At 64.9% G+C, this 12,171-nt stretch carries 13 protein-coding genes; 7 read left to right on the forward strand and 6 right to left on the reverse strand.

Translation table 11 applies throughout. The annotated features are described in order from the left end of the window. Nucleotides 1-11: 11 nt before the first annotated feature. The 5 genes from U4Y90_RS08890 to U4Y90_RS08910 all read right to left on the reverse strand — a co-directional run bounded on the left by U4Y90_RS08890 (nucleotide 12) and on the right by U4Y90_RS08910 (nucleotide 4,817). Complete coding sequence (locus U4Y90_RS08890) at nucleotides 12-1,073, reverse strand: homocysteine S-methyltransferase family protein (protein ID WP_321794201.1); 1,062 nt, start codon at nucleotides 1,071-1,073, stop codon at nucleotides 12-14. Nucleotides 1,074-1,293: 220 nt separating this feature from the next. After that, a complete protein-coding gene (locus U4Y90_RS08895; protein ID WP_321794202.1) occupies nucleotides 1,294-1,551 on the reverse strand; it encodes a DUF3567 domain-containing protein in 258 nt (85 codons plus the stop codon). A 136-nt stretch (nucleotides 1,552-1,687) separates the two neighbouring features. Then, nucleotides 1,688-2,476, reverse strand: coding sequence for an alpha/beta fold hydrolase (locus U4Y90_RS08900; RefSeq protein WP_321794203.1), 789 nt, complete (start codon nucleotides 2,474-2,476; stop codon nucleotides 1,688-1,690). A gap of 101 nt (nucleotides 2,477-2,577) precedes the next feature. Next, entirely contained in the window at nucleotides 2,578-3,816 is a 1,239-nt protein-coding gene (locus U4Y90_RS08905; protein ID WP_321794204.1) for a DUF3108 domain-containing protein, read from the reverse strand. 113 nt (nucleotides 3,817-3,929) lie between these two features. Further along, nucleotides 3,930-4,817, reverse strand: coding sequence for an IclR family transcriptional regulator (locus U4Y90_RS08910; RefSeq protein WP_321794205.1), 888 nt, complete (start codon nucleotides 4,815-4,817; stop codon nucleotides 3,930-3,932). Nucleotides 4,818-4,840: 23 nt separating this feature from the next. Between U4Y90_RS08910 and U4Y90_RS08915 the strand changes: the two genes are divergently transcribed. From U4Y90_RS08915 to rfaE2, 7 genes are all read left to right on the forward strand, one after another. After that, nucleotides 4,841-5,827, forward strand: coding sequence for a fumarylacetoacetate hydrolase family protein (locus U4Y90_RS08915; RefSeq protein WP_321794206.1), 987 nt, complete (start codon nucleotides 4,841-4,843; stop codon nucleotides 5,825-5,827). Nucleotides 5,828-5,939: 112 nt separating this feature from the next. Beyond that, nucleotides 5,940-7,109, forward strand: coding sequence for an ABC transporter substrate-binding protein (locus U4Y90_RS08920; protein ID WP_321794207.1), 1,170 nt, complete (start codon nucleotides 5,940-5,942; stop codon nucleotides 7,107-7,109). 18 nt (nucleotides 7,110-7,127) lie between these two features. Then, nucleotides 7,128-7,955: an enoyl-CoA hydratase/isomerase family protein gene (locus U4Y90_RS08925; protein ID WP_321794208.1), complete on the forward strand. Its 828-nt coding sequence runs from the start codon at nucleotides 7,128-7,130 to the stop codon at nucleotides 7,953-7,955. A 36-nt stretch (nucleotides 7,956-7,991) separates the two neighbouring features. Continuing rightward, on the forward strand, nucleotides 7,992-8,747 hold the full coding sequence (locus tag U4Y90_RS08930; RefSeq protein WP_321794209.1) for a PhaM family polyhydroxyalkanoate granule multifunctional regulatory protein: 756 nt from the start codon (nucleotides 7,992-7,994) through the stop codon (nucleotides 8,745-8,747). Nucleotides 8,748-9,021: 274 nt separating this feature from the next. Further along, nucleotides 9,022-10,023 carry a MerR family transcriptional regulator gene (locus U4Y90_RS08935; protein ID WP_321794210.1) on the forward strand — a complete coding sequence of 334 codons (1,002 nt, stop codon included), beginning with the start codon at nucleotides 9,022-9,024 and terminating at the stop codon, nucleotides 10,021-10,023. A 397-nt stretch (nucleotides 10,024-10,420) separates the two neighbouring features. Beyond that, nucleotides 10,421-11,296, forward strand: a complete 876-nt coding sequence (locus tag U4Y90_RS08940) for a ferritin-like domain-containing protein (protein WP_321794211.1) — start codon at nucleotides 10,421-10,423, stop codon at nucleotides 11,294-11,296. A 121-nt stretch (nucleotides 11,297-11,417) separates the two neighbouring features. After that, entirely contained in the window at nucleotides 11,418-11,900 is a 483-nt protein-coding gene (gene rfaE2, locus U4Y90_RS08945) for a D-glycero-beta-D-manno-heptose 1-phosphate adenylyltransferase (protein WP_321794212.1), read from the forward strand. A 15-nt stretch (nucleotides 11,901-11,915) separates the two neighbouring features. Here the strand turns inward: rfaE2 and U4Y90_RS08950 are convergent, their stop codons facing one another. Beyond that, nucleotides 11,916-12,155 (reverse strand): hypothetical protein, encoded by a 240-nt coding sequence (locus U4Y90_RS08950; protein WP_321794213.1) that lies wholly within the window; start codon nucleotides 12,153-12,155, stop codon nucleotides 11,916-11,918. Between the last annotated feature and the right edge of the window lie 16 nt (nucleotides 12,156-12,171).

Below are 12,171 nucleotides of genomic sequence, written 5' to 3' on the forward strand. Positions count from 1 at the left end.
CAGGCTGCTTCTTACGCGACTTCGCGATATTGCGACGGGAACGCGCGTGGCTTCACTTCGGCGAGCGCCTTCGCGATTTCCGCGATGTGCTCCGGCGTCGTGCCGCAGCAGCCGCCCGCGACGTTCACGAGACCGGCCGTCGCGAATTCCTTCAGCAGGCCCGAGGTCACGTCCGGCGTCTCGTCGAAGCCCGTGTCGCTCATCGGATTGGGCAGGCCCGCGTTCGGATAGCAGGACACGTAGGTATCGCACAGCTTCGCCAGCTCGGCGATGTACGGACGCATCAACGCCGCGCCGAGCGCGCAGTTCAGGCCGAACGTGAGCGGCTTCGCGTGACGCAGCGAGTTCCAGAACGCTTCCACCGTTTGCCCGGACAGGATGCGGCCCGATGCATCGGTGACCGTGCCCGAAATCATGATCGGCGCGAGCTCGCCGGTGTCGTCGAACAACTGGTCCAGCGCGAACAACGCGGCCTTCGCGTTCAGCGTGTCGAAGATCGTTTCGACGAGGAACAGATCGCAGCCGGCATCGAGCAGCGCCTTCGCCTGCTCGTAGTACGCGTCGCGCAGTTCGTCGAAGGTCACGTTGCGCGCGCCCGGATCGTTCACGTCGGGCGAAATGCTCGCGGTCTTCGGCGTCGGTCCGATCGCGCCCGCGACGAAGCGCGGCTTGTCTGGTGTCGAATATCTGTCGCAGGCTTCGCGCGCGAGCTTCGCCGACTCGATGTTCATCTCGGCGGCGAGGTCTTCCATGCCGTAATCGGCCTGCGCGACGCGCGTCGCGCCGAACGTATTGGTCTCGACGATGTCCGCGCCCGCCGCCAGATATTGCTCGTGAATCTCGCGAATGACGTGCGGCTGCGTGATCGACAGCAGTTCGTTGTTGCCCTTGATGTCGCGGCCATAGTCCCTGAAGCGCTCGCCGCGGTATGCGGCTTCGTCGAGCTTGTAGCGCTGGATCATCGTGCCCATCGCGCCGTCAAGGATCAGGATGCGCTTTTGCAGCAGCGCGGGCAGCGTCGCACCGCGCGTGTAGGCGCGCGCGCGGGCTTTCGGGAGGGCGTTCTGGGTCATGACGGACGAGGCCTGCACCAAATGTGAAATAGCCTGACATTGTAGCCGCAGCGCCGGGCGGTCGCTTCCGGTCGAGGGCGCGCGCTTTTCATCGATGCGGGCAAAAAAAACCCCGCCAATTGCGGGGCGGGGTTTTCGGCAGATGGCGAGTGTCGCCTGAGCCGCGGGTCCGCGCGGCGGCGGGCGCGAGCGGCAGGCGCCGCCCGCGCGCGTGCATGCATCAGTGGAGCACGACGGGTTGGTTCATCAAGACATCGAACTGGCCGAGGAATTCATCGACATCCTCGAGCGACGGCTCTTCAGCGATCAACTGTTGCACGTGCTCGCGAAACTTCGCCGCGAGCGCGCCGTCGATGAAGATCTCCCGCTGCGTGTTCTTGTCGACGATCTCGTAGCCGCCTGCTTTCATCGCGAGATGGTTGTCTTGCGGCGGAAATTCGACGACGCAATAGTTGGGGCTGTTGTAGATCATTTGCATGGCGACACTCCTTATTCCTTGTTTGCTCCGTGGCAATCCTGAACCGTAGTTGGAGCGATTGGGTTGGAATTCAAGGGGTGGCCTCGATGTGATGCCGGTTGTATCGAGGCTTCTTTCGCAACAAAAACAGGAAGAATCAGGTCGAACCGCGTAAAAAGTTGCCCAATAATGCGGAAAAGCGCTGCGATTCCTCCACCGGTGTCAGATGCGCGGCATTGAGTATTTCGAATTGTGCGCCCGGCACCGTGTCTGCGACGACCTTCGAAGCAGCATGTGGCGTGCCAACATCGTGCTGACCCGCGATCACGAGCGTGCGCTTGCTCACGGAAGCCAGTTTGTCTCGCGCATCGAAACGGCTGACGGCCTCCGCCGCGCGCGCGAACCCCTCAGCGGGCGTACGCGCGATCGTGTCCCCGATCGGCTCGACCACTTCGGGGTGCGCCTTGCGGAATTCAGGCGTGAGCCAGCGCTCGAGCGTCGCTTCCACGATACTCGCAGTCCCGTGTTCGCGCACGGAAGCTGCTCGTTGCGCGAATGTCGGACGCGCGTCCTCGGCAATACAGGCCGGCGCGCCCACGACGGTCAGCGATTCCACTTTGTCGGCATGGTTGATCGCGAGCTTTTGCGCGACCATGCCGCCGATCGACAGCCCCACCACGTGCGCCGAGGGTGCGCCGAGCCGGTCGAGCAGATGCGCGAGATCGTCGGCGAGATCGTCGATCGTGAACGAATCCGGCGACACGGCCGTATCGCCATGACCGCGCAGGTCGTAGCGCAACACGGTGAAGTCGTGGCGGAAGTAGCCGGCCATCTGGTCCCACACCGAGAGATCGCCGGCAAGTTGATGGATGAAGACGAGCCACGGGCCGCCGCCTTCGTTGTCGAGAACGTAGTGTGTATCGATGCGATTGATCGTCAACTGCATGTCGGCTCCGTAAAGACTGCGGTTTGCGATGCTGTTTCCGATGGACTGCACGAAATGCCGCGCTTTCGCCTTGCCCGATGTCACGGAGTGTGACGGCCGCGTTACGGTTTGTCCGCCTGCAAAAGCGCGGGCGCAGCGGGCGCGGATTCCTCTGACGCAGCTTGCGTGCCCGACGCGACACTTTGTGCCGCCGCCGATGGCGCCGCGAGCCTGCCCGCCCAGAGCAGCTCGATTTGCATTCCGTTCGGCTCGGTTTGCAGAATCCGCACGGGCAGCCAGCCTATCGACGGCGCGAGCCAGATATCGAGCTTGCGGCGATCGCCCTCCTTGCGCGGCAGGCGCGTGAAATGGCGCGCGGTCGTGAAGCCGCCGCGCGCCTGAACGGTTTCGTCGCCGACGGTTTCGATCGGCCAGATTTCGTTGCTGTCGTTGTCCGCGACGCTGAATTGCCGCGTGACGCCCGGCGTGTACTTGTCCGGCGCGCCGCGCACGAGGCTCGCCAGTTGCATGACCACGCTGAAGCGGTCCTGCGCGCCGTCCGCGAGCGGCTGGCTCTGCGGCGTTTTCGTGTAGACGATCTGTTTCGTGTCGCGGTTGAAGATGGCGATATCGGCGGCGCGGCGGCCGCGCTGCTCGGAGTACTGCTCGGGCGCGATGCCGAATCCGTCGATATGGCCCTTGCTCGAATACACATAAGGACCGACGAACGGCAGCGGAATCGACACCACCATTTCGTAATGCTGGCCGTCGTTGCTCCAGTGGATCGTGCCGGTCTGGTTCATCACGCCGTTCACGAGCGTGTCGTAACGCAACTCGCCGGCGGGCGGAACACTGAACTTGTCGCCCGATGCCGCCGCTGGTTGCGATGCGGGAGAGGGCGCTTGGGCTTGCGCCTGCGCGGAGCCCGAGGCCGGCGCGGCTGCGGCCGGCGCGGACGCCGCCAACCCCGACGCAGCCGCCGGCGCGTCCGGCTGGGGCGTCGCGGCGGTCAATATCGGCGCGGGCGCGGGCGCGGGCGCAGGTTTCGGCGCAGGTGCGGCCGATTTCGGCGGCGCCGGCGGTGTCGGCCGCGCTGCCGCTGCTGGCGGCGTTGGCGCCGGCGGGGCGATCGGCCTGGGCGTCAGCAATTCCACCTGCACGGGCGGTGTTTCAGGCGCGGCGTTCGTCGGCTGCCGATTGCGCTCGATCCAGCGCACCGCGCTCAAGTGCAGGCCGACGACGATCAGCACCGCCAACATCCAGCGCCCCCAGCGTCGCGAAGTGGCGGAGTCTGAGTCGGATGCGGCATCGGACGGCTCGCCCGAGGCGGGGCGGGGACGGCGGAATTGAAACAGTGACATCGTGCAGGCGTGAAAAAGCGCTTGGTGCGGAGGAGCGAACGAAACGCGCAAGGAACGAAACGCGTAAGACACGCGCCATCGAAGCGATGTTCCTGGCCCGTCGATGAGCGCTGTCAGCGCTCGCCCGCCTTGTACCCCAGTTCATAGGACAGGCCGCGCGCGCATTCTCGCAACGCGGAGTCGATTTCACCGCCCCAGCGCAGGTCGAACGTGCCTTCGTGCCCGAGCGCGATGAGACCCAGCGCGAGCTCGCCCGTCGAATCGAAGACCGGCGTGCAGAACGCGTGGATCGTCGGCAGAAGCATGCCTTCCACGCGCGCCGCGCCGTGCTCGCGCACTTCGGCGAGGAGCGGCTCGACGTCGGCCAGCGTCTCGTTCGTCGTCGCGAGTTCGCGCTCGAGCATCGGCTGCGTCTTGCTGCGCGGCAGATACGCGGCAAAGAGCAGGCCGGTCGCGGACGAGAGCAGCGGCATCACGTCGCCGAGCTTGAGCGATGCCTTCGCGGGATGGCTCGATTCCATCCAGTGCACGACGGTCGGCCCCTGATTGCCCCACACCGCGATGCCGACCGTCTGATCGAGCCGGTCGCGCAGTTCCGCGAGCGCGATGCGCGCGAGTCTCACGCCATCGACACGTGCGAGCCGTGCGAGACCCATCTGCAACGCAAAGCCGCCGAGTTCATAGCGCCCGGACACCGGATCCTGCGACGCAACGCCGAGCCGCAGAAAACTCACCAGATAGCGATGCGCCTTCGCCGGGCTCATGCCCGCGCGCTGCGCGAGGTCACGCAGCATCATCGCGCGCGGCTCGTTGGTGAGGACGTCGAGCAGCCGGAAGCCGACTTCGATCGATTGAATGCCGGAGCGGGTTTTCTCCTCGGCGGTGTCGTTGGGGTCGAGGTTGTCTTCGTCGTCGGAAGCGGCGGATCGAGTCGATTGCATGAAGGGTGATAGCACAGCCAGGGGATTCACCATCGTAAAATAGATTTCCCCTAACGTCATCCCAAGTCACCGACACCCGCTCCATGAAACTCGCAACATTAAAGGACGGCACGCGCGACGGCCAACTGATCGTCGTATCGCGCGATCTGCGCACGGCAGCGATCGCCGACGGAATCGTATCGACACTGCAACGCGCGCTCGACGACTGGACCTTCTACGCGCCGCAACTCATGGAAGTCTATGAAGCGCTGAACGCCGGCCGCGCGCGCAACCCGTTCTCGTTCGATCCGAAGGCCTGCATGGCGCCGCTGCCGCGCGCGTTCCAGTGGGCAGACGGCTCGTCGTACGTGAATCACGTCGAGCTCGTGCGCCGCGCGCGCAACGCGGAAATGCCGCCCGAGTTCTGGACCGATCCGTTGATGTATCAGGGCGGCAGCGACGACTTCATCGGGCCGACGGACGACATCGTGTGCGCGACGGAATCGTACGGGATCGACTTCGAGGCGGAAGTCGCCGTCATCACCTCCGATGTCCACACGGCCGCGATGCCCGACGAAGCGCTCCGCGGCGTGCGCCTCCTGATGCTCGTGAACGACGTGTCGCTGCGCAATCTCATTCCCGCGGAACTCGCGAAGGGTTTCGGCTTCTTCCAGAGCAAGCCCGCGACCGCGTTCTCGCCGGTCGCCGTCACGCCCGACGAGCTCGGCGACGCGTGGCGCGAAGGCCGCGTGCATCGTCCGATGATCGTGCACTGGAACGGCAAGAAAGTCGGCCAGCCCGATTGCGGCACGGACATGGTGTTCCACTTCGGCCAGTTGATCGCGCACGCGGCGAAAACGCGCAATCTGCGCGCGGGCTCGATCGTCGGCTCGGGCACGATCTCGAACAAGGACACGAAGCGCGGGTACTGCTGCATCGCCGAGAAGCGCTGCCTCGAAACCATCGAGCACGGCGCGCCGCAAACGGAATTCATGAAGTTCGGCGACAGCGTGAAGATCGAGATGTTCGACGAAGAAGGCAAGTCGATCTTCGGCGCGATCGATCAGGCGGTCGTGCAACCCGAGCACTGAAGCCGCGCGCATCGCAACGGGTTTAGCCCGATGCGATGCGCGCCGGCCTCGCCTTACACTTTGCCGGGCTGCTTTCGCGCAGCGAAAAAACGTACAAGAAAAGGAGACGTCGATGGCGGCAGGCAAGTGGAAATTTCTGGCGGGCGCGGCGTTCGCGCTCGCCGCGACGACGGCGGCATTCGCGCAGACGGCGCAGCACGTGAAGATCGGTCTCGTGCTGTCGCTCACGGGGCCGGCCGCGTCGCTGGGCATTCCCGCGCGCGACACCGTCGCGCTTCTGCCGAAGGAAATGGGCGGCAAGCCGGTCGACTACATCGTGCTCGACGACGCATCCGACACCACGCAGGCCGTGCAGACGACGAAGAAGCTCATCAGCGAGGATCGGGTCGATGCCATCATCGGCTCGTCGATCACGCCGAACTCGCTCGCGATGATCGATGTCGTGGCGCAAGGGCAAACGCCGATGATCTCGCTGGCGTCGTCGTCGAAGATCATCGAGCCTGTCGACGACAAGCGCCGCTGGGTCTTCAAGACGCCGCAAACCGACGCGATGATGGCCTCCGCCATCGCCGAGCACGCGAGCAATCACGGCGTGAAGACGCTCGCGTACATCGGTCAGGCGGACGCGCTCGGCGAGACCTTCTACGCCGAAGTCGCGAAATTCGCGCAACTGCACAAGATCGAAGTGGTCGCGAACGAACGCTTCAATCGCACCGATCCGAGCGTGACCGGACAGATCCTCAAGATTCTCGCGGCGAAGCCTGATGCGGTGGTCGTCGGCGCGGCCGGCACGCCCGCCGCCCTGCCGCCGAAGACGCTCGCGCAGCGCGGCTATAAAGGCAAGGTTTATCACAATCACGGCGTGGGCAACCGCGACTTCCTGCGCGTGTGCGGCGCGGATTGCAACGGAACGTTCCTGCCCGCGAGCCCGGTGCTCGTCGCCGCGCAACTGCCCGACGATCACCCGGCCAAGCGTCTCGCGCTCGAATACATCAAACTGTACGAGGCGAAGCAGGGCGCGGGCACCGTGTCGGCGTTCGGCTCGTATGCGTGGGACGCGGGCATGCTGCTCAATCGCGCGGTGCCCATCGCGATGAAGGCGGGCGCGCCCGGTACGCCGGCGTTTCGCGCCGCGCTGCGCGATGCGCTCGAAGGCACGAAGAATTTCTCCGACACGAACGGGCAGGTCAACATGACGCCCAACGACCACATCGGCCTCGATCAGCGCGCACGCGTGATGGTCGAGATCCGCGACGGCAAGTGGATCTATCAGCCGCGCTAACCTTCAATCGACGAGACCATGAGCGATCTATCCATGTATTCGGGCTACCAATCGCTCGAATTGCGCCGCCATCCGCACGGCGTGCTCGAAGTCGTCATGCCGGGCGCGGGCGCGAACAAGAGCGGCCTTTCCACCGCCGACGCCAACATGCATCGCGAGCTCGCGGACATCTGGCGCGACATCGACCGCGATCCGCAGACGCGCGTCGCGCTGATCCGTGGCGAAGGCAAGGGCTTCTCGGCGGGCGGCGATCTCGGGCTCGTCGAGGACATGGCGAACGACTTCGACGTGCGCGCGCGCGTGTGGCGCGAGGCGCGCGATCTGGTCTATAACGTGATCAATTGCGGCAAGCCGATCGTCTCCGCGATGCATGGCCCGGCGGTCGGCGCGGGACTGGTCGCGGGCTTGCTGGCCGATATCTCGATCGCGTCGAAGTCCGCTCGCATCATCGACGGGCATACGCGACTCGGCGTCGCGGCGGGCGACCACGCGGCGATCGTATGGCCGCTGCTGTGCGGCATGGCGAAGGCCAAGTACTATCTGCTGCTGTGCGAGCCGGTGAGCGGCGAGGAAGCGGAACGCATCGGGCTGGTGTCGCTCGCCGTCGACGAGAACGAATTGATGCCGAAGGCGATCGAAGTGGCGAACCGTCTTGCGCAAGGCTCGCAGACGGCGATCCGCTGGACCAAGTACGCGCTCAACAACTGGCTGCGCTCGGCGGGGCCGACCTTCGATACGTCGCTCGCGCTCGAATTCATGGGCTTCGCGGGCCCGGACGTTCACGAAGGCGTGCGATCGCTGCGCGAGCGGCGCGCGCCGGATTTCCCTGGCGGCGCGCCGTTCTGAACGACGCGAACCTCACACGAAAACAAGGAGAGTCGAATGACCGATAACACCGGCGGCACGCCGCCCTACACGATTCCCGGTTTTCCCGGATTCGGCCAGGCCGACATGATGGGCAAGATGTGGGAGCTGATGCGCCTGAACCCGTTCGCCGCCGCGATGCCGGGCGGCGGGCAGGGCATGGGTCCTTCCCTCTCGATGATGTCCGACATGCTCGCTCCGCTCACCAACATCGAAGAACTCGACAAGCGCGTGACCGACATGCGCGCTGTCGAACACTGGTTGAAGCTCAATCTCAACATGCTGCAATCGGCAATTCAGGCGCTCGAAGTGCAGCGCGCGACGCTCGCGACGCTGCGCGCGTTCGGCGCGTTCGCGCAGACGTCGGTCGAGAGCGCCCACAGCGCGGCCGCGGAGAACGCGAAGGCCGCGACCGCTGGCTGGCCGATGAGCGGCGCGGCCGCGAAACCGGAAGCGCCGAAGGAAGAGGCCGCGCAGCCATCGTCCGACGAGAACGACGAAACCGCCGACAAATCGTCCGCGCCGCCGCCCGGTTTCGATCCGGCCGGCTGGTGGAACGTGCTGCAATCGCAATTCAATCAACTCGCGCATCTCGCGATGCTCCAGCCCGGCATGGGCGGCCCGCTCGACGCGGCAGGCGCGGCGGGCGAGCAGGCGGCAGCCGCCGGCGAACACGGCGCGCAGCCGGCGGACGGCGCCGAGGACAAACCCGAAGCCGCGGCCGCGAAGAAAGCCCCGGCACGCAAGGCCGCGCCGCGCAAGAAACCCGTCTGAATTCGCGCGTTCCGGCGCGCTCACGTCTTCTGTTCTCCGCACCCGGCGGCGCGCAATGCTCCGCCGGGCTTCGTGATTCCTTCGATTTGCAAGCCTGCATCGAACCGCGTCTTCGCGTCATCTGCATTCGTCACGCAGAAACGCATCTCAGCAGCACCGTTTGTTTCGAATTTGTCTATGATGAAAGCTCGACGGAGCAAAAAGCTTGTCCACCTTTCATGCCGGGCATGTAACCTGCATCGAGTGCGGCATGTTCGTTTAACTAGATTTGTCCATGACAAACTCATCAGAGCAAGACTTCGATTCCGAACCGGTCTCCGATAGCGACAACCTGCCGGACCCCGGCCTGCCGCGCACGGCGACCTCGGCCGTGACAGGAATCGGCATAGGCGCGATCGCTCAGGAAATTGGTCTGACGAAGGACACGCTGCGTGTCTGGGAGCGTCGCTACGGGTTCCCGCAGCCCATGCGTTCCGCCGGCGGCGAGCGCTTGTATCCGCAGGAGCAGGTCACGAAGCTGCGGCTCGTCAAGCGTCTGCTCGACGCGGGACATCGGCCGAGCAAGGTGCTCGGGCAATCGATCGACGTGCTGCAACAACTGGCCGAGAGCTCGGGCGTCGGCCAGGACGCGCCGGACGCCGAACTCGATCACCTGATCTCACTGCTGCGGGCGAGCGCTTACGAAGACTTCCGCTTCGGCCTGCTGAAGCGGGCGACGCGCGACGGGCTGGAGCGCTTCGTTCTGGATGTCGCGGCGCCGCTGTCGGCACGCGTCGGCAACGCGTGGGCGGCGGGCAGTTTGCAGGTGTACCACGAACATCTGTTCAGCGAGACGATCCAGTCGACGATGCGCGCGTTGATGCGCCCGCTCTCCGACGCCCTGCGCGGACGCGGCGGCCGTCCGCGCGTGCTGCTCACGACGCTCTCCGGCGAAGGCCACGGCCTGGGCATCCTCATGGCCGAGGCGATGTTCACGCTCTCCGAGTGCGAGTGCGTGCAACTGGGATTGCAGACGCCGCTGCACGATATCGTCGATGCGGTGACGGCCCATAACGTCGATATCGTCGCGCTGTCGTTCACGGCGGTGCTGCCGGCGCAGTCCATCGCGAACGGCCTGGCCGACCTGCGCAACCTGCTGCCGCCGCACGTGCGCATCTGGGTTGGCGGGAGCAGCCCGGCGCTGCGCCGCAAGTTCAGCGACGGCGTGCATCACATCGCGGGGTTGACCCCGATCGAGGAAACTGTCGCGGATTGGCGGGAATCCACCATGCTATGATGAAAGACGCGCGCCATGACGAGCATCGGCGCGGAAGCTGGCATGACGGGCGCATCGCATCTTTGTCATGCGAGCACGTCATACTGCGCAGCCGGCGCGGTTCCGGCGGCAGGCACGGCACCACTTGAAGATACCTCAGGCACAGGTTTCGCTCCTCACCCACGGTAGAACAAGACGCACAACAGCAACATTTGCACGGGGAAGTGCAGTGTTTACGCGGGGCGCGACGCGTTGCCGCAGCGCCAAATTTGCGCGCTCGTTGTCGCTTTTCGTCTTTGGCCGACCGAATCCCGCGTAAAATTGAAAGCTTGGCTGCTTGCGTGCAAGGCTTTTCTGCACGTCACGGCTGAAAGTCAATATAGATATAACGTCGCATAAGTGGCATCAGGGGTGGACAATGAACACCATGCTTTATCCGGAACTTTATAAATCGCTGGAATCTGTCCGCTGGGACATGGAGAAGGACATTCCCTGGGACAAGTTCGATGCGTCCCTGCTTACCGACGAGCAGGCCAGGACCATCAAGATGAACGCGATCACCGAATGGTCCGCTCTTCCCGCAACCGAAATGTTCCTGCGTGACAACCACCATGACAGCGACTTCTCCGCTTTCATGAGCGTGTGGTTCTTCGAGGAGCAGAAGCATTCGCTCGTGTTGATGGAGTATCTGCGTCGCTTCAAGCCCGACATGGTGCCGACCGAAGAGGAACTGCACGCGGTGCGCTTCGAATTCGATCCCGCGCCGCCGCTCGAAACGCTGATGCTGCATTTCTGCGGCGAAATCCGCCTGAACCACTGGTATCGCCGCGCCGCCGAATGGCACACGGAACCGGTTATCAAGCATATCTACGAAACCATTTCGCGCGACGAAGCCCGCCACGGCGGCGCGTATCTGCGCTACATGAAGAAGGCGCTCGCAAATGCGGGCGACACCGCGCGTGCGGCGTTCGCGAAGATCGGCGTGCTGATGGCGTCCGCGCGCCGCACGGAAAAGCCGCTGCATCCGACCAACCTGCACGTGAATCAGGCGCTTTTCCCGCGCGATACCGTGCAGTCGCGCCTGCCCGACCCCGAATGGCTCGAGCGCTGGCTGGACGATCAGATCCGCTTCGACGACAGCTGGGAGAGGAAGGTCGTCGAACGTATCCTGCACAATCTGTCGATTCTGTTCGAGCGTTCGTTCGCGACCGCCCAGGAGTTGAATCGCTACCGCAAGGAAGTGACGCAACGTCTGCAAGCCGCGCCGGGCGGCGCGGCCGAACAGCCGGCCTGAGCTATCGGGCTTCGATGAACAGACGGCCCGCCGGTCAGCACCGGCGGGCCGTTTTGCTTTGTTCCCCGGCGAAACGCCGTGGCACAATGCGCGCTTTCAGCACACCGCAACGAGCGCCGCCATGCCCGCCTTTTTCGAACGCAAGATCATCACGCGCGAAGCGCTCGCCGCGCGCCGTCCGACGCTCGCCGGTCCTGTCGTTTTTACCAACGGCGTCTTCGACATTCTTCATCGCGGACATGTGACCTATCTCGCCGACGCGAAGGCGCTCGGCGCGACGCTCATCGTCGGCGTGAACAGCGACGCTTCCGTGCGTACGCTCGGTAAAGGTGACGATCGCCCGATCAATCGCGAGGACGATCGCATGGCGCTGCTCGCGGCGCTGGAAAGCGTCGACTGGGTCGTGAAGTTCGAGGAATCGACGCCGCTGCAACTGATCGATGCAGTACATCCCGACGTGCTCGTGAAGGGCGGCGACTACGACATGGACAAGCTGGCCGAATCGGCGCTCGTGCGCGGCTGGGGCGGCACGGCGCTCGCCATCGCGTTCGAGCACGATCGATCCACCACCGCACTGCTCAGGAAAGTCCGCGCGCAATCCTGAGTCGTCCTCCTGCGCTCACTGCCCGAGCGGCGCGGTCTGCACGTTGGCGGCAGGCGCCGGTCCGCCGACGCGCGGCTGATCGAACGCTTCGTCGGGGCTCAGCGGGCGCGTCGCGAGCGCCTCGGGATGTACTTGCTGCAACAGATGATGCGGCTCGCGCGCGCCGGCGGCGGGCAGCGGGCCGAACATGCCGCGCATGACCGCGAACATCAGCAAGTTGGCGAGAATCAGAAGGGCGATCAGCCAGCGCAGCATTCTTGGGCTCCGTCCG

The organism is Caballeronia sp. J97, from assembly GCF_905220305.1.
Classification (GTDB): domain Bacteria; phylum Pseudomonadota; class Gammaproteobacteria; order Burkholderiales; family Burkholderiaceae; genus Caballeronia.